This window comes from Cohnella thailandensis (genome assembly GCF_014212135.1).
Taxonomy (GTDB): Bacteria; Bacillota; Bacilli; order Paenibacillales; family Paenibacillaceae; genus Cohnella; species Cohnella thailandensis.
This window is the reverse complement of sequence record NZ_JACJVQ010000020.1, coordinates 1-18,104: the sequence shown is the minus strand read 5'-3', so window position 1 is coordinate 18,104 and position 18,104 is coordinate 1. Positions and strand designations below refer to the sequence as shown.

The window sequence follows — 18,104 nt, the reverse complement described above, 5'->3', positions numbered from 1 at the left end:
CGCCGATCACCCGAGATCGGGCGTATCCGTCGACAATACGACCGGATCTTGCGTGCCATGAAGCTCGAAAACGATCAGCTCGTTGATGCCCTTCTTGAGCAAAGGGGCGGGAACGTACAAGGTCCGCGTCGGTCCCGCGTTCCAGTAACGGCCGAGATGGAAGCCGTTCAAGAAGACGTTGCCTTTCGTCCATCCGTCCAACCTCAGGAACGTATCGGCGGCCTCCTCCGCCTCGAATACTCCTTGATAAAAGGCGGGTCCGGAAGCCGCCGAGATTTCCGAATGACCTGCACTATCCGCCCCCGTTTCCCCTTCGGCCGCAGACGTAAATTCCAGCCCTTCCAAAGACTCCATCGGAAGCGGATAGATCGTCCAGCCATGAATGAACTGGTTATCCAGGCGAACTCCCTCCGTAATCCCCTTAGGATCCCTTAGGAGCGGACCGTAGTTGACCCGGCCCATGTTCTCCACGAGGATATCCAGACGAACGCCCTCCGCCGGAACCTCAAGCGGCAGCGCAGCCGGGTTCCAGCGCTCGACGACTCCGACGTACCGGCCGTCCGCGAACACGAGCGCCCGGTCTCTTACTTCTTGAATCGTCAGGCTCATGCCGCTTGTGGGACCGGTCACCCGAGCGGAATAGAGAATGTAGCCGTACGCTTGCCCCAGCCTCTCCATCGGCTCCGGGTTCGCCCGGCTTATCGGCGCGGACAGCGCTTCAAGCTGCTCCAGCAGCAGCGCTCTTCGCTTCAGCTTGACCGGGCCGTAGGAACGCCGGGCGATCGGCTCCGGCAGCACCAGCGGAGGAAGCTCGAAGTGCCGCTCCAGCACCTCGCGCACCGCGAAGAACTTGGCCGTCGGCTCGCCGGACTCGCCGAGCAAGGTATCGTAATCGTAGCTGTTCACCGTGGGCTCGTAGCGCTTGATATGATTGGCCCCGTTCAGGAAGCCGAAGTTCGTCCCTCCGTGGAACATATAGAAGTTGACCGAAGCGCCTTCCTTCAGCAGCTCGTCGAGCGCGTCCGCGACTTCCCCGGCGGGGCGCGTCTGATGCTCCTCCATCCAATGGTCGAACCAGCCGTTCCAGAACTCCATGCACATGAGCGGTCCTTCCGGCCGGTATTCGCGCAGCTTGCGGAACGCTCCCGCCGGGTCCGAGCCGAAGTTGACGGTGGCCAGCACGCCGTCGATCGTCCCCCCTTGCAGCATGTGATCCTCGGGTCCGTCCGACGTGAACAGCAGGACGTCCATCCCTCGGCGAACCATCGCCTCCCGCAAGTATTCCAAGTAGGCCTTGTCGCTGCCGTAGCTCCCGTATTCGTTCTCGACCTGCATCGCGACGATCGGGCCGCCGCTTGTGCAGAGCAGCGGCTTCAGCCTCGGAAGCAGCTCGTCGTAATAATCGTCGACATGACGCAGATAAGCCGGGTCGCAGCTTCGCAGCCGGACATTCGCGTCTTCTAGCAGCCAGGCCGGCAGCCCTCCGAATTCCCACTCCGCGCAGATATAAGGGCTAGGCCGCACGATGACGTGCAACCCCAGCTCTCCCGCCAGCCTCGCGAAGCTCTCCAGGTCGGCCATTCCCTCGAACCGAAACTCGCCTTTGCGCGGTTCATGGACATTCCAAGGCACGTAAGTCTCCACCGTATTGAAGCCGCAAGCCTTCAGCTTAAGCAGCCTATCCTTCCAATAATCCGGCACGACCCGGAAGTAATGAATCGCGCCGGACAGAATACGCAGGGGCTTCCCCTCATACCGAAACTGATCTCCGCTAATGTCGAACGTTGCCACGATGTCTCCCCTTTTCCCCCGTCGTCTATTCTAATCCTTCGACTCCTTACCCCTTAACTCCTCCCAGCATCATTCCGTCGGTCAGCTTGCGCTGCAGCAGCGCGTACACGGCGATAGTCGGCGCAAGGACGATAACGAGCCCGGCGAACAGCGAACCCCAATCGGTCGCGTACTGCTGGATCTGCATCAGGTTCGAGAGGCCTACGGGAATCGTTTTCTTGGCGTCGCTCGTCAGGAACGTCATCGCCAGCACGTACTCGTTCCAGAAATCGAAGAAACCGAACACGATCAAGGTGATAATTCCCGGTCTCGCCATCGGAATGATAACCCGTACAAGCGTGCCGAAGTAGCCGCAGCCGTCGATCATCGCCGCCTCCTCGTAATCGTGCGGAATCGACTTCATGAAGCCCGTCAACAGGAAAATCGAGAACGGAAGGCTGCCGGTCGCGTAAACCGCGCTGAGCCAGAACCGATTGTCGAGCATGCGCAGGTCGTTCATCAGGATAAAAAGCGGAACGATAATGTAGACGCCCCCGATAAAAAGCCCCGCCATGTAAAAGTTCGTAAAAAACGAGCGTCCCCGGAACCTCATGCGTCCAAGCACATACGCGGATGGAACGGCGGCCGCCAGCAGAAGCGCCATCGACAGCAGAACGACCGCCACCGAGTTGAGCATGTAATCGCCGATACGGGCCGTGGCGAACGCATGAACGTAATTGCTCCATTCGAAGCCGCTTGGCAGCCTCCAGGGATTGTCCATGATTTCGGTATTCGTTTTGATCGAAGCCAGAATGTTCCAGAGCAGAGGGTACACGACCGCGGCAGCTTGAGCGAGAAGGAAGAGACGCAGCAGCGTCCGTCCGATCCCCGTTTTGATAGCCGTCATGCTATTCCGTCCCCCTCTCCGTCAGCTTGTTGCTCAGCAAGGCAAGCAGCATGGACACGATAAAGATAAACACGCCGATCGCCATCGCGTAGCCGAAGTTGGAGTTCGTGAACGCTTGGCCGTACAAGTAAGTCATGACGACCTCCGAATGCCGGTCGGGACCTCCCGCGGTCATGATCGACACGATAATGAAGCTGATGCTGAGTACGCCGTTGATGCTGAAGATGATCGTCACCCGGATGATCTCCCAGAGCATCGGGACCGTGATTCGCCGGAATTGCTGAAGCTTGGTCGCCCCGTCGAGCTCCGCCGCTTCGTACAGCTCGGGAGAGATGGCGTCGATCCCGGCCATGTACATGACCATGTAATAGCCGGCCGCCTGCCAGATCAGCGTGACCGCAAGCGCCCACAGCACCGTCCGTTGATCCCCGAGCCAAGGCAGCGCCCAATCGCCCAATCCGACCGCTTCGAGACCCGAATTGAGGAAGCCCATCGTCGGATGGTAAATGAACGACCAGAGGATCGCGATGACGACGAACGACAGAATGCTCGGGAAGAAGAAAACGGTCCGGTAGAAGGAGCGTTCCTTCAGCTTGGATTTGGTCAGGATCGAGGCGTTGATCAGCGCGATCAGCAGCGTTAGAACGGGGATGATCAGCATCAGGAATCCCGTATTGCGGAGGGCGAGCAGGAACGTGTCGTCCCGGAACATGTCCTTGAAGTTGCCCAGACCGACGAATTTGGGCTTGTCGCCGAGTCCGGTCCATAGGTAAAGCGATTTGTGGAAAATCTGGATCGTCGGATACACCTTGAACAGAGAAAATAAGAGAAGCCCCGGCAGCAGGCAGGCTGCGATAAAAAGCTTGCGTCTCGTGTTCATCTTCATCCTCATGGCGGTGCCTATGCCCCTCTCGGTAAGATGATCTCATTATAGGTTCGAAGGGCTGCCGGCCAAATAAACAAAAAACCGGATGTTCATGGAGGATTTTAAGCGGCGGAGCGGTCGGTCCTAAAGCCAATCGGCGCCAAGCCATCGGCATCTTAAAATCGTACAGGTCGACGCGGTGCCGGGAGAGCGGGATGAGACCGCCGCCTAACGAAATTCGTCCGGCGGCGGCTGGCGCCATTACGTATAGAGGCCGATCTCGGCTAGCTGAAGCTGCGCGGCGCCGCCGTTCGCCGTCACGTTGAACCGATAGTAGGAGTAAGCGGTCGTGTTGGCGAAGGTGTACGTCTTCGTCAGGAACCGGCTGGCGAACGTCTCGTTCGTCCGGGTGTCGAGCGTCGTCCACGTCGTGCCGTTGTTCGAGCCTTGCAGCGTCCAATTCTTCGGGTCGCGCGTCGGAACGTCGTTCGCCGAGGTCACCTTGTAGGAGGTGACGGCATGGGAGACGCCGGTCGCGAACTTGTACTGAATCCAGCCCGTGCTCGTCGTGATGAGCCACTTGGTCGACGTGTTGCCGTCGAACGCCTTCTCCTTCTCTTCGCCGGACGGGCTGCTCGTCGAGCTGGCGGTGACGGTGCCTCCGACGGCAACCGATACCGGCCCCGTCGGGCCTCCGGTTACCGTAGACTCGAACGCCCCGATGTCCGGCGCGCTGCCGTTGAACAACGCGTTGCCGTAGAAATCCTTCGTGCCCAGCTGCGGAACGTTGAGTCCCGCGTTGATCAGCGGCGATGTCGACTGCAGCTTGTAGCCGTCCCACACGGTCGCGCCGCTCGTGAAGCCGTTCGCTCCCGCCGTCGGGGCCTGCCCGGGGTTGACCATCTGCGGCGGCGAGATGACTTTGGCCGGATCGCTCGGCTCGCCCGCGGCATGGCTGCCGGCCGTCACGTAGAACGCGTTGTTGCGGAACACCGCCGTTCCGTAAGCCGTCGGGCCGCTCGCCCAGAAGGACGACGACGGCGTGCCTTTGTCATAGAACACGTTGTTGTAGAAGTAATAGGGCACGCTCTTGAAGTAGGTAGAGGCCAGATTCGCGTTGGAATTGGTGAACTTCGTGACGGACCCGTTGTAGATGAACACGTTGTTGAGGAAGTACGCGGCCGACGTATCGACGTCGAACCAACCGAACTTGATCAGGTAGGCGGCATTGTCGTCGCTGATGTTGTACCGGGCGATGTTGTTGCTGCTGCGGCCGAGGTACGACATCCAGCCCATCGGATTGTTGTGCGTATAGTTGAATTGATAGACGATGTTCGTGTTGGGGGAGTCGAAGTCGAAAGCCGTTCCGTCCCCGTTGTTGGCTCCCGTCGTCGTCGGACCGCCGTATACCTCGTTGTTCTGAAAGGTGACGTTGGTCGACTTCCACGGATAGATGCCGGCGCTCTCGGCGTTGTAGCGCTTCGACCAGCCGTCCACGACGTTGTATTCGACGACGGCGTTCATCGCGTCGCAGATGTCGATCGCGCCTTGGCCGATGTTGCGCATGTAGTTATGGCCGATATAGATGTTGGTCTGCCACAGGTTGTACGGGCCGATCTCGTCCTGGAACGCCGTCGTCGTCGTGTAGTTGAAGTTGGCGATGGCGAGCAGGTCGACCTTCTCGATCGTGTTGTTCTCGATCCGGACGTCGTTGAAGGTCATGTTGGCCTTAAGCGCCCCGATGACGTAGAACATGATGCCGCCGTTAAACGAAGCGTTCCCGTATTGGTTCGGCCATTGGTTCGGGCTGTCGACATCGTGGATGTAATTGTCGTGGATGTAGATGTGGTCCATGACCGTATCGCCGCCGGCCGGAACCTGGTTCGTGTCGAGCACGACCAGGATGCCGTCGCGAATGTTGGACGGCTTGCCGTTCGAGTAAGTAACCGTCGTCAGGTCGACGTTGAAGTTATCGTCGTTGGTCACCTCGAGGTTGCTGATCTCCCAATACTCCTGGTTCCGCAGCATGACGGCCCCTGTCGCTTGATAATCCCGGGCCGCGCCGCCGCCGTTGATGATCGGGAGCGCCGTGCCGCCGTACTTATCGATCTTGATCGGCGAGCCAGCCGCGCCGGACCCCTTGGGCCATAGCTGGCCGTTCCACGATCCTCCCGACTTGAACAGGATCTGGTCGCCGGGCTGGAACGTCGTCGCGTTTACCTTGGCGAGCGACTTCCAAGGCGCGCTCTCCGACGTGCCGTTATTCGTGTCCGATCCCGCCGCAGAGTCGACGTAATAGGTCGTTCCGGCGGCATCCGCCGTCGGCGCCGTTCCGATTCCGATCAGCAAGCCGAACAGCAGCGCCATCGATAATAGTCCGCTTATTCTTCTTGTCATCATTAAACCTCCCATATTCATCATGAAGGAAGAGATCGGATGAGATACGAAATTGTCCTGGTTAAACTTGGTAAGTTGGGATTGTGACTTCACCCGTTAGGAAGCCGCTGTCTTATCACCTCGCTTTACTTGCTGGAAGTTGACCTCCTGCTCTCGACTCCACCTCCTCTGGAATGGGAGCAACCGAGTCGACTGCTCCGCCCTCTTATTATGGTAGCGTTTACACATCCCTCGAATAAAGGAAAACCTGCCGATGTCCACTCCTGCGGCAGGTTTCCACGGTTTGTAAATTTTCGTTTACGGGCTTACTGCGCCCCGCTGGCTTCCAGCTCTTGCTTGATCTCGCTATACACTTTGTACAGCTTCTCGCTGTACGCATCCAGCGTCAGTTGCTTGCTCATGATCGAGGAGATCGGCTTGTAAACCTCGTCGCTCGGGTTGTACTTGCTTCCCTTCGCCACCGGCTTAAACGAACCGCTCACGGCCATCATGCCGCTGTCCACTGCTTTGTAGATATTGTAGGTCGTCTCCGAGAGGAACTCCTTGGCCAGGTCCGGAGCTCCGGTGACCGCGAGGACGCCCTTGGCTTTCTCGGCGTTCAGCTTGATGCTCTTCTCGCTATACAGGTATTGCAGGAACGCCTTGGCCAGCTCCGGGTTCTTCGCCTTGGCCGGAATGACCATCTGCTCCACGCTCGTGAGCGCCATCACTTGGCCGCCCGCATCGAGAGCCGGCACGCCCAAGAAGCCGAACTGGAACCCTTCTTCGCGAGGCGCGTCCTTCATCTCGTCCTCGAACCAGGTGCCGTTCGGGATGAACATCGCCTTGCCTTGCAGGAAGGCGGTTTGCGATTGCGTATGGTTAAGGGCGACGGTCCCCTTCATCAGAGCGTTGTCGTCCGTCGCGATTCTCTCCAGCAAGCCCCATACCTTCTTGTAGACGTCGCTCTTCCAGAATTCCGGATCGTAATTGAAGAATTGATCCAGTGCGGCTTGGCCGCCCGCACCGTAGATGGCGGGAACGATCATCTCCTCCAGGTAGCCGGGATACAGCCCTTGGTAAGTGAACAGCGCCCGGCCGTTCTCCTTGGCGACCGCCGCGCTCGCGAACAGCTCCTCCCACGTCTTCGGCGTCGCGATTCCCTTGCCGTCGAACAGCGCCTTGTTGTACCACAGCCCCATCACTCCGAAGTTGTAAGGAGCAAGATAGATTTTCCCGTCTCCGTAAGGAGAGTTCGATCGGGCTTCCAGGACGCCGGGCAGAATCTTGTTCTTGAGCGGCGTTCCGTCCGCTCCCGCCCCTTCGAATACGTCCGTCAAATCGAGAAGCGCTTTATCCTTGATAAGGCCGTCCAGGATCGGCGTATTGTCGCTGCCCGCGATGTACATGAAGTCCGGCGGGTTGCCGGCGACGATCTTCGGCCGAACGAGCTCGGCGATCTTGGGGCTTGCCGTGATGTTGATCTTGGTGCCGGGGTAATCCTTCATGAACTCCTCGGCGACGCTATCCCAGTATTCCCGGCCGTAGCCGCCCTGGAACACCGCGATGTTCAGCTCCGGGTTGTCGAACGTCTTCGCTGGCTCCGATTCGCTCGGCGAAGGAGAAGCGGCCGATGGCGATGCCTCCGAAGGAGAGGGAGAGGTCGAAGCGGATTCGGAAGCGGAAGGAGTTGGGCCAGAAGCGTTGTTGTCGTTGCCGTTGCCGCACCCGGCCATGAACAGTGCCGATACGGTCAAGACGGAAGCGACGGCGGACCATTTCTTTGGTTTGATCAATCGGATGACCCCTTTCGGTTGATTGATTTCATTATAGGACCCAAGGGGCGCGGGCCAAATGAACAATTAAAAGGATGTTCATGGACGATTTTACGCTCGCGTTCGCGGGAAAACGCCGCCTTTCCTTTTCCTCCGGCGAACCTATCTCTTTTATCTACGGCATCTTAAAATCGTCCATCTTCTCCTGTCTCTTCTTCACGTTCTTGGGAGCGATGCCGAAGCGCTTCTTGAACAGGCGGTTGAAATAGAACGGGTCCGGAATGCCCACCTCGATCGCCGCTTGTTTGATAAGGTATTTGCCGGAGGCGAGCAGCTCGTACGCCCGGGCCATTCGGATCTCGTTCAGCCGGGTCAGGATGCTGGTGCCCGTCTCGGCTTTGAACACTTGGCACAGGTACGGCTCCGACAAGCCGACATGGCTGGCCACCTCCGAGATGAAGATCCGTTCCGCGAAGTGCTTCTCCAGGTACGAGATAGCCTGGCGAACCTCCTCCCGGGTCGCCGGCAGAGCGGCCGTCTTCTCCAGCAGACCCATGACCTCTTCGGACAGCTCCCGGATCAGAAGCATCAGTTGCGAGTCGGATTCCGCCGCCTCCGCCCTCTCGATCCAAGGCTTCTCGTTCCACGTCAGCCCCTCGCCGAGGATCGGAGCGTTGGCCACTCCCCAGATGCCGCCGGCGATGGCCCGTTTGAGAACGTAAGGACGAATCGAGAACTTAGCCGCCGCTTCCACGAGGAGGAGGGCGCTCTCCATCCACAGCTCGATCGCGAACCCGCTCGTTCTGCGCAGAGTATCTCGCAGCTTCGTCTCGGCTTCCCGGAAGCCTTCGTGCCCGTCAGCGACCGTCACCTCATTGGAACAGAAGCCTTCCTGACGGGACGAATAGAAGCGCAGCTGATCCGCTTGCCTGCAGAGCCGCAGCTGTTCCAGCAGCTTCTCGCCGCCGGTTGCGGGCTCCCCGTAGATAACGTTGGCATCCAGGTTGTAGTACATCTTCGAGAGCCGAATCATTCGCCGGGCGGCTTCCTCCGGCTCGATCGATCGGCTCGGGCAGGCAACCACCAGCAAGAAGCGGCGCGGGGAAGCGGTTACGACGAACAAGTCGCGATGACCCGGGAACAAGCCGTCCGCCAGCTTAAGCAATGTCTCGCGATGATTGACCGCTGAGCACTCGGCCTTATCGTTCTCTTGCAAATAATAATAGAACGGATAGCAGCACGCTCCCGCGCGCGCCGCGAAATAAGCCGCAAGCTCCTCCTCCTCGCTCGGATCCGGATGCTCACCGCTCGACTCCATCTGCTGCAGTATCCGATTCATGCGGGCCGTCCAATCGGGATCGGCCATTAAATCCCGAGTTCCCGCCGCTTCGCGCGCTTCCCTCCTTCCTCCCGAGCCATCCGGCGCTTCAGCCTGTGTCCGGGCTCGGCCATTCGGCGCGTAGGCCCGCTTTTCGTCGAGCTTGCTCGCCATCTCCTCGAGTACCTGCATGAACTGCTCCGACTTCAGCGTCAGCTTGAGCATATAGTCGTGGGCTCCGCGCTTGAGCGCCTCGCGCACCAGATCGAAATCGTTGTAATTGCTCAGAACAAGCACTTCCCCCGCGAAGCCGCCCGACTGCAGCTGCTTGATCAGCTCCAAGCCGTCCATCTCGTTCATCTTCATATCCGTGATGACGATATCGGCGCCAAGCCGGTTCACGAGCTCCAGGGCGGCGACTCCGTTCGCGGCCGATCCCGCATACTCGAACCGGCTGCCTTCCCACCGGATCAACGACCGCACCGCGTGCCGGACGATCATCTCGTCATCCACGATAACGACTTTATACATGCTCCGATCCTCCTCCCTCATCTTCCTTTATCCGAATCGGCAGCCGGATTACCGTCTCCGTTCCTACGGAGAGCCGGCTGCGGGTCTCCATCCCGTATCCAGGCCCGACGTGCAGGCGAATTCTCTCTTCGACGTTCGCCATTCCGATGCCGGACAGCTTGTCATGCGAGTAGCGGCGGGGACGTTCGTTCATGTCGAAGCCCTTGCCGTCGTCGATGATCGCGAGGCGAAGAGTTTCCCCCTCTTCCCGAGTCGCTTCGATGCGGATGTTGACGACTCGCCCTTCCTCGCCTCCCGCGTGAAGAATCGAATTCTCGACGATCGGCTGAAGGATAAAACGGGGCACCAGGCAGTCGTTTAATCTCTCGTCGCCTAGCCGGCAGTAGAGATGGAAAGAATCCCCGTAGCGAATGCGTTGGATGACGGAATAGTGCAGGACGTTCTCGATCTCCTTCCGAAGCGGAATTATCTCCTCCTGATCGAGAATCGTGTTGCGCAGCAGCTCCGACAGGGAAGCGATCCCTTGCTCTACCGCTTGATTGCCGCTCATCATGGCGCTCCACTTCAAGGAATTCAACGTATTGAACAGGAAGTGCGGATTGATCTGGGCTTGAAGCATGTTCAGCTCCGCGTCCCTCTTCTCCTTCTGTTCGACTTCGACTTGATAGATCAGCTGCTTCAGTCTCTCGACCATCTGATCGATCGTCTCGGCCAGCTTGCCCATCTCGTCCGGATTCGTGCTCCCGAGCCTGGCATCCAGCTGGCCGATCTTGATCTGGGCGGCATACTGCAGAAGGTCCCTCATCGGGTGGCTGATGCTTCGATAGATCCATAGGGCGACGAATGCGGACAAGAGCAGGATCAAGAAGCTTATGTACAGGAGATTGCCCCTCATCTCCGACAGCTCCGAGATGATGGAGGCATGCGGGACCAGTCCGATCATGTACCAGTCCGCCGACCGCATGTAGAAGCTCGTCACGAGCGTTTTGCGGCCGTCGATTCGGGTATAGAAGGAAGTGTTCGGAGGATGCTGGCCGATGACGTCGAACACCTCCTGCTGCATGTACGTACTGCCGCGCGAGATCGACGAAGTGCCCGAAGAGACGACGGTTCCGTTCTTGTCGGCAATGTACAGCCGGCTGCCCGATCCCAAGCTGACGTGCTCGTAGGTGTTGCGGGAGAACACCTTCTCGTCGATGACGATGATCAAGTAACCAAGCTGCCGATTCAGGTTATCCTCCGAGTAAATGATCCGGCCGAGCGCGATTTTGTCGGAATCTCGGTTGGAGCGCAGGTAGGTCCACTTCGCGTTGCCGCTGGATGCCTCTACTCCCGACAGCGAATCGGCCAGTTGATTGTTCGGGTACCACTCGAAGCCGAGGTCGAAGAACGTCTCTCCCTCGTTCGTGAGGATGACGACGTTGGATAGGTTGCTTAAGCGGAAAACCTGTTCGCCAAGGTCGTCCTTGATCTCCGTCTGAAGCTCGTTGCTCTCGTAATCCGTCATTTCGTCGTAACGGCGAAGCCCGCTCTGAATGAGCGGATGGATAATGATCGACTCGCTGAGCGTCTCGTATTGCGCGAGCTCCCGGGAAGCGTTGACGGCCGATTCCGACAAAATCTGAAGAAAGGAAGCGCTTAATTTATTCGAGATGGAAGCCTCGTAGCGGAGGTTCGAGTAGACGGCTACGAGGAGTACGGGCAAGAGCGAAGTGATGAGAAAAGCGATCAGGAGCCTGTTCTTGATGGAGAGCCTGCGTAGGAGAGGCGAATGGGGTTTGAGCTTGGGCGACAGGCCGGCGAGCATCTTCGATCCCTCCCCACGTCTAGTGGCTATAAATCTTGAGAAAGCCGAATCATATCCAACACTTGAATGCCATTTTCGAATATCTCTTCGTCGTAATGCCTAACGAAAAAGTCTCGGTCTACTCCGGTTATGCGAAAGCCGCACTTCTGATAAAGGGCCAGCTGCCCCACGCCGGAATTCCCCGTACCGACTTCGATCGTCTTAAACCCCATCTCTGCGGCAATCTGGATGGCATGCTTCACTAACCGTTTGCCGTTTCCTTTGCCTTGATGCCGTTCATCGACGGCTACATTGACTAACTCAACGGTATCGGGTCTAGTCGGCAACAAGACATAGACGCCTATGATTTGATCATTCAGGGAGCCGATGAAGCAATATCCTCTTCGGAGATACTCTTCAACAAGCTTCCGCGATGGATCCGCCAGCAAGAGCAGATCAAGCGGCGGTTTTTCATTAGAGTTCAACTTTCGGATTTGCAATTTTACTCACCTCGTTCTATCTATCTTCTATCTAACGTTTCGCCGCAGCGATTCCTACTGAACGATCCTTATTTTACTCTGCCACTCGCTCCAATTATTATGGCCTCCGCTGCCGCACCCGATTTTCGTGTTTTCATAGATGAGGGGAATGTAAACATCAGAGCAGCCATTGGACGAAAGGACCTCATAGAGAATATAGATGACAAGAAGAAACAGGATGCTATTCAGAGCCAGGAACACATACCTAAGCACTCTTGACTTAAGGCTGGAGAATAAGGATATCCCCGTTAGACATAAAGCTGCCGCCAGCCCGATTAACACGGATCGCGGACCGGAATAAAAAAGATTATCTAGCGAATTGCCTATAAAGTTGTGGATAAGAATCTGGTTGGCAATGATATAAAAGAGCAACCAATGGCTAAACAAAAAGATAACGGTTAAAGCCCATGTTGAAAGGGTCAGCAGTCTGGTTTTCGACAATTTGAATGACGGTCTCCTCTATAAGATCGGATGTTGTACATGGAAATATTTTATCGTTGTTCACCTCCTATTTTCCATAACATTTTCAGCGCCCCTCTACTTCTCCTTGCGAAAATGCAGCGGAGCATGCCCCGTCACCTGCTTGAACACCCGGCCGAAATGCGCCACGCTGCCGAAGCCCACCTTCTTCGCGATGAGGTTCGCCTTCATGGCGGACTCCTCCAGAAGCTTCTTCGCTTCCTTCACCCGGACGCTGTTCAGATACTCCACGAACGTAAAACCGGTCGCTTCCTTGAAGAAACGGCTTAAATAATACGGGCTGATGTAAAATTTCTCGGACAGCAGCTGGAGCGACAGCTCATGCATGTAATGGTCGTTGATGTAGCGAACCACCTCCGAGATCCTCTCGTGCATGGGACTCGGAGATTCCGGCGTCTCCTGTCGGCTCTGACCGGCGGCTTGCCTGCAGCACAACAGAAGAAGCTGCTGCACGAGCGTCAGCGCGTACATCTCGAAGCCGGGCTTCTTCTCCCGAAGCTCCTGAAGCATTCCTTGCGCGAGAGCGTCGATCGCCAGCCGTTCCTGCAGCGAGCCCCTCACGATCGCATATTCCTTCCCGAGCAGCGGCAGGAGGACGTCCCGGTTCGCCCCATGGGCAGCTGTCATCAGGCTTTCATGAATATTAACGACGAGACGCTCGTACGCCGGCTTCTCCGTGTTCGTCGTGCGATGAAGGATGTTCGGAGCGATGATGATGACATCCCCCTCGCTTGCCGCAAGCGTACGATCCTGGATGAAGAATTCCCGCTTGCCGGACATGAGATAGAAGATTTCGTACGTCCCGTGAAAATGATTGGCCGGCATATGGTGGCTGCGCGCCTTCCGGTAAGATGCCGTGAAGGTGCCTTCCTCGTTCTCGTAAAACAGCTCCTCCATCCGCCGTCCCTCCTCCGCAAGATATAAGAAGTTTTCCGTCATTTTCGCAAATAATGTACATTTTTCGATGCTATGATGAGCTTAAAACAAGTAGGAGGAGATGACAAGATGAATTCACAGGCCGTTAAGCATACACCGATCGAATGGGCGGAGAAAGCCTGCGAGGCGCTCATGGCCAAGTTCGAGCCGGAGCGGCTTCCGCCGGACCGGTTCCACTATCATCAGGGCGTCTTCCTGTCGGGGATGGAGAAGACCTGGCGCGAGACGGGGAAAAAGAAATACCTCGACTACATCAAAGGTTGGGTGGATAGCCAGGTACAGCCGGACGGAAGCATCAAGAAGTTCAATCCCGACGAGCTGGACGACATTCAGCCCGGCGTTCTTCTGTTTAACCTGTATGAGCAGACGGGAGACGAACGGTATAAGAAAGCTCTGCATACGCTTGTCCCGCTGTTGAAGTCGTGGAAAACCAACCCTTCGGGAGGCTTCTGGCACAAGGAGCATTACCCGAATCAGATGTGGCTCGACGGGCTCTACATGGCGGGGCCGATTGCCGTCATGTACGGCAAGGAGTTCGGGGAGAGCAAGTATTTCGACTTGATGGCTTATCAAGCCATTCTAATGGAGAAGCATACGAAGGATCCGAAGACAGGCCTCTTGTATCACGGGTGGGACGAGACCAAGGAAGCCGCCTGGGCCGATCCGGCAACCGGGCTCGCGCCGGAATTCTGGGGCCGCGCGATCGGCTGGTACCCGGTTGCCCTGCTGGAGATGTTCGAATACATGCCGGAGAATCATAAGGACAAGGCTAAGCTGGTCGAGATTCTTCAAGACCTTTTAATCGCCCTTCCGAAGTTCCAGGATGAAGCGACGGGACTCTGGTATCAGGTCGTCGACAAGGGGGACCGGCCGGACAATTGGCTCGAGAACTCGTGCACCGCGTTATACGTTCATGCCATCGCCAAAGCCGTACGCTTCGGCTACCTGGATCCCAAGTACATGGAGTACGCTTGGAAGGGATACCAAGGCGTCGTCGATACGCTGACCTTCGACGAGAACGGCCGAGTCGTCATCGGCAACATCTGCATCGGCACCGGAATCGGCGACTATGCCCATTATATCGCTCGGCCGACGAGCGAGAACGACCTTCATGGGGCGGGCGCTTTTATCCTCATGTGCGCGGAGATGAGCTTGGCTAAGCAAGCAAAATAAATTTTCTTAAAGTTGAAGCATGCAATACGGCTTCAACTTTTTTTATTTGATGAAATGTCATTCGTTTGATATTATCCAATTATTGGTTTGTCGAATGACGGATATTGCTGGAGGGAGACAATTGCAAATCGATTTCAAGCGTTTCATTGATCTCTATGGCTTACCAGGTGCCAGGCACCAATTTCAAAATGCTTGTTATGCATTGCTAAAAAGAAAATTCGATGAAAATGTCCATAAAATAAGGGAAAATCCAGGCGATGAAGGAATAGATGTCTACGTTGGGGAATTTTCAGAGCCGATCGATGTGTTCCAATGTAAATTTTTTATCGATAATATCAGTTACCAACAAATTAACGATTCTTTCGACAGGGCCATTGCCAATGCCAATTATAAAGTGAAATCTTGGACCTTAATGTTGCCCAAGGATTTGGACATTAAGGAAACTTTAAAATGGACAAAATGGAAGCAAGAACGAGAAGCCAAATATCAAATAAAAATACTTCTTGCCGATCAAAGCGGGATCATCGATGAACTCAAACAGTTTAATCTCTATAATGAGATTTTTCAATTGACCGAGAAAATAATGCTGGAAGACATCTTCAGAAAAGTCACCGTTTTAAGCGACTCTAAGCAAAACAATTACGTATCGTTTATCGTTGAAAAGATGTCCAATTATTTAACTCTGCGAATCGAAGTATTTAAAGAGTTGTTTTATCATTCATACGATATCCGAGAATATTTCGGTCAATTGAAGATCCGATCCTTCCATGAAATGTTTCAACAGGCGGAGATAAAAGCCAAATTCTTGTTCTCTCAAATCGATTCCGTCCTTAATAAATTGGAAGAAGCCGATTATCCGTTAGCTTATATGTGCAGGCAATATATCTTTATGGAGAAGGTTTATATCGACCAAATCGAACAGGATCTTCATTATTCCGACGAATATTTATTCAATCTTAAATCATACATTTTTCAAGTATCCTTACAGAAAATTATTTGGAGCTTAGAACAAGAGGCCCATGAAATCAATCGATTCCTATTGCAAAACATGGAACACGGAATAAATAATCGAGTCCTATCTGAATTCGATATGCGCGATACGATTGTCGCTTATAAGGATCAATCAGATTTATGGACTCGGTTGGCCGCTCATATTATATCGCTAAAACAAAGTTATGATCACGAAACATTCGAGTTTTTTTATAGGAAAGAAGATACCCAGGCCATTGGGTTTGAATTGATTTTTCCCAATACGATCTTCTCTAATAGCAAAACTCCTTATCCTACAAGCATGTCTAAAATGATTGAATATATAAAGCATAGGAACACTAAGTTCAATGAAGCAGGAGAATTTACCTTTCATTTGTATTCCTGCAACATCGTTTTTCTTGAAGAATTGGACGATAAAACAATTGAAAAACTCAGCAAGATCAAAAATACGGCTAATATCAAATATCATTATTTCATTAAAGAAAACCGACTTGCCAGATATGCTCGAAAATTGTCTTCTTTGAATATTGACATCAAAACGATTCATTTGGATGACTATCAGGAAGCGATTCAAAAATATTCGAAAGAGATTGAGCTTTTATTGGACAATCCTTCAAATAAATTAAGCGATGCATTAATAACCGGAGTCCTCATGGATGGAAGTATTATCACGACTAATGAGAATGGGTTTGTCATTCGAAAAAGAAAAAAATAAAAAAAATAAGATCTGTCATATGAAAATTAAGAGGCTGTCCCATAAGTCATAAACTTATGGACAGCCCCTGTCTTTTAGGTTAGCGATTTATATTTTGGAGGGATGTGTCTCCTTCCGGTTGCTGGTGCCGCCGTGAAATGGGATTTGGTAACCCCTTAACAAGGGGATTTCACGTCGGCAAAAGCAAACGCTTCGCTCCTCCAGGAGACACATGCCCTTATTTGGTATCGCTTACTGTCATTTTCTTTCTCCCTATAACGCAAAGAAACCGTCCTTTGGTAAAATGGAGGTACCACCCAACCATTAGAAAGGAACGGTTTCTTTGTACATTCACTATACCATGGACCAACTTTGCCTGCCAATGGATCTTGAGGATGACATCCCTCCTCACCACCTCGTCCGAGTCGTCAACGAAGCCGTCAATCGCCTGGACGACAAGATTTTCGCCTCCGCTTATCCTGGCGGCGGCCGAGACAGTTATCACCCTAAAATGCTTACGAAAGTCATCATTTACGCCTACACCCAGCGTATTTACTCCTCCCGTCAAATTGCCAAAGCCGTCCGAGAGAACATCATGTTCATGTGGATTGCTGGCCGGCAACGCCCGGATTTTCGCACCATTAATCGCTTTCGTTCCGAGCGCATGAAATCCGTTCTCGAGACCGTCTTCACTGCCGTTCTCCAATTCCTCGTGGAATCGGGCTACGTCAAGCTCGACCATTATTTCGTCGACGTACCAAGATCGAGGCAAACGCCAACCGCTATACCTTTGTCTGGGGCAAGGCCGTTGTGAAGCAACAGGCGAAGCTTCAAGAGAAGGTGCAGACGTTGTTCCAAGCTATCGCAGAGAGCGAGCGCCAAGAGGAAATGGAACACGTCGGAGAAGATCTCCCGGAACTGGGGAATGCTGCGCAGATCACTAGCGAGCAGCTGGTTGAAGCGGTTGAGAAACTGGAGAAGAAACTAACAGAGAAGCCGAAAGACAAGCCGCTAAAGAAAGCGGTTCGGGCGATTCGCCAAGACCTTCTCCCTCGGCTACAAAAATACGAAAAGCAACGGAAGATTCTCGGGGATCGAAACAGCTTCAGCAAGACCGATCCGGATGCGACCTTCATGCGCATGAAGGAGGACCATATGCGCAACGGCCAATTAAAGCCCGGTTACAATGTACAAATCGGCACGGAGGAGCAGTTCATCATCGGTTACAGCTTGCATCAACGTCCGACGGACACTCGTTGCCTCATCCCTCATTTAGAGAAAGCCAAAACAGCTCTTGGTAAGCTGCCAGGAACCCTCATCGCGGATGCTGGCTATGGCGGGGAAGAAAATTATGCTTACTTAGAAGAGAAGAAAATCGAAGCACTGGTTAAGTACAGTACCTATCATAAAGAGAAATCGAAGAAGTGGCAGAACGATATCAGCAAGCTGGATAACTGGACATATAACCATGAAGAGGACACGTGGACATGCGCAGCAGGACGGAAGCTTTATTTCCGTTATGAAGGCAAGGAAACAACCGAAAGTGGATATGAGATACGGAAGAGGCATTACCGTAGTTCAACCTGTGAGGACTGTCCGCTTAAGAGTGCATGTACGAAAGCCCAAGGAAACCGGGAAATCAGTGTTAGTCTGAAGTATATAGCGTACAAGCAGCAGGTTCGGGAGAAGCTCCGGAGCGAGGAAGGCTATAAGCTATCGGTCAAGCGAATGATCGAACCAGAGAGTGTGTTTGGGCAAATGAAGAACAACCGGGGATTCCGGCGATTTCTGCTTCGTGGCTTGCCGAAGGTAAGCTTAGAGGTCGGATGGCTTTCGCTTGCCCATAATCTGCTCAAGAAAGCGGCAATCGACGGAAAACGAAAAATAGTGGCGCAGGGATAGCCTCCCTTACGCCACTATTTTTCAGATATAACCCGTTTAACTTAAGCGAACTGTTCTCAAAG

Annotated in this window: 11 protein-coding genes and 1 pseudogene; 3 read left to right on the top strand and 9 right to left on the bottom strand. The window is 54.3% G+C overall.

Annotated elements, in window-relative coordinates:
• Positions 1-6: 6 nt before the first annotated feature.
• The 9 genes from H7B67_RS23605 to H7B67_RS23565 all read right to left on the bottom strand — a co-directional run bounded on the left by H7B67_RS23605 (position 7) and on the right by H7B67_RS23565 (position 13,244).
• Positions 7-1,791, bottom strand: a complete 1,785-nt coding sequence (locus tag H7B67_RS23605; RefSeq protein WP_185122339.1) for a beta-galactosidase — start codon at positions 1,789-1,791, stop codon at positions 7-9.
• 46 nt (positions 1,792-1,837) lie between these two features.
• A complete protein-coding gene (locus H7B67_RS23600; protein WP_185122338.1) occupies positions 1,838-2,677 on the bottom strand; it encodes a carbohydrate ABC transporter permease in 840 nt (279 codons plus the stop codon).
• Between the two features lies 1 nt (position 2,678).
• The gene (locus H7B67_RS23595; RefSeq protein ID WP_185122337.1) at positions 2,679-3,557 is read right to left on the bottom strand and encodes a carbohydrate ABC transporter permease; all 879 of its coding nucleotides are present in this window, start codon (positions 3,555-3,557) and stop codon (positions 2,679-2,681) included.
• A 246-nt stretch (positions 3,558-3,803) separates the two neighbouring features.
• Positions 3,804-5,939 (bottom strand): discoidin domain-containing protein, encoded by a 2,136-nt coding sequence (locus H7B67_RS23590; RefSeq protein WP_185122336.1) that lies wholly within the window; start codon positions 5,937-5,939, stop codon positions 3,804-3,806.
• 305 nt (positions 5,940-6,244) lie between these two features.
• On the bottom strand, positions 6,245-7,714 hold the full coding sequence (locus H7B67_RS23585; RefSeq protein ID WP_221468890.1) for a carbohydrate ABC transporter substrate-binding protein: 1,470 nt from the start codon (positions 7,712-7,714) through the stop codon (positions 6,245-6,247).
• A gap of 154 nt (positions 7,715-7,868) precedes the next feature.
• The gene (locus tag H7B67_RS23580; protein WP_185122335.1) at positions 7,869-9,542 is read right to left on the bottom strand and encodes a response regulator; all 1,674 of its coding nucleotides are present in this window, start codon (positions 9,540-9,542) and stop codon (positions 7,869-7,871) included.
• Positions 9,535-11,349, bottom strand: coding sequence for a sensor histidine kinase (locus H7B67_RS23575; protein WP_185122334.1), 1,815 nt, complete (start codon positions 11,347-11,349; stop codon positions 9,535-9,537). The genes H7B67_RS23580 and H7B67_RS23575 overlap by 8 nt, the downstream gene beginning before the upstream one ends.
• 26 nt (positions 11,350-11,375) lie before the next feature.
• Complete coding sequence (locus tag H7B67_RS23570; RefSeq protein ID WP_185122333.1) at positions 11,376-11,828, bottom strand: GNAT family N-acetyltransferase; 453 nt, start codon at positions 11,826-11,828, stop codon at positions 11,376-11,378.
• 576 nt (positions 11,829-12,404) lie between these two features.
• Entirely contained in the window at positions 12,405-13,244 is an 840-nt protein-coding gene (locus H7B67_RS23565; RefSeq protein ID WP_185122332.1) for an AraC family transcriptional regulator, read from the bottom strand.
• Between the two features lie 108 nt (positions 13,245-13,352).
• Here H7B67_RS23565 and H7B67_RS23560 point away from each other — a divergent pair, with 108 nt between their 5' ends.
• From H7B67_RS23560 to H7B67_RS23550, 3 genes and pseudogenes are all read left to right on the top strand, one after another.
• Entirely contained in the window at positions 13,353-14,456 is a 1,104-nt protein-coding gene (locus H7B67_RS23560; protein WP_185122331.1) for a glycoside hydrolase family 88/105 protein, read from the top strand.
• A gap of 121 nt (positions 14,457-14,577) precedes the next feature.
• Positions 14,578-16,161: a hypothetical protein gene (locus H7B67_RS23555; RefSeq protein ID WP_185122330.1), complete on the top strand. Its 1,584-nt coding sequence runs from the start codon at positions 14,578-14,580 to the stop codon at positions 16,159-16,161.
• 322 nt (positions 16,162-16,483) lie between these two features.
• Positions 16,484-18,042, top strand: a pseudogene (locus H7B67_RS23550) (IS1182 family transposase).
• The last annotated feature ends 62 nt before the right edge of the window (positions 18,043-18,104 follow it).

Excerpts from the sequence above, each read along its gene's own strand:
- H7B67_RS23565 (WP_185122332.1), bottom strand. The coding sequence starts at position 13,244 with ATGGAGGAGCTGTTTTACGAGAACGAGGAAGGCACCTTCACGGCATCT.
- H7B67_RS23575 (WP_185122334.1), bottom strand. The coding sequence starts at position 11,349 with ATGCTCGCCGGCCTGTCGCCCAAGCTCAAACCCCATTCGCCTCTCCTA.
- H7B67_RS23590 (WP_185122336.1), bottom strand. The coding sequence starts at position 5,939 with ATGACAAGAAGAATAAGCGGACTATTATCGATGGCGCTGCTGTTCGGC.
- H7B67_RS23560 (WP_185122331.1), top strand. The coding sequence starts at position 13,353 with ATGAATTCACAGGCCGTTAAGCATACACCGATCGAATGGGCGGAGAAA.
- H7B67_RS23595 (WP_185122337.1), bottom strand. The coding sequence starts at position 3,557 with ATGAACACGAGACGCAAGCTTTTTATCGCAGCCTGCCTGCTGCCGGGG.
- H7B67_RS23600 (WP_185122338.1), bottom strand. The coding sequence starts at position 2,677 with ATGACGGCTATCAAAACGGGGATCGGACGGACGCTGCTGCGTCTCTTC.
- H7B67_RS23580 (WP_185122335.1), bottom strand. The coding sequence starts at position 9,542 with ATGTATAAAGTCGTTATCGTGGATGACGAGATGATCGTCCGGCACGCG.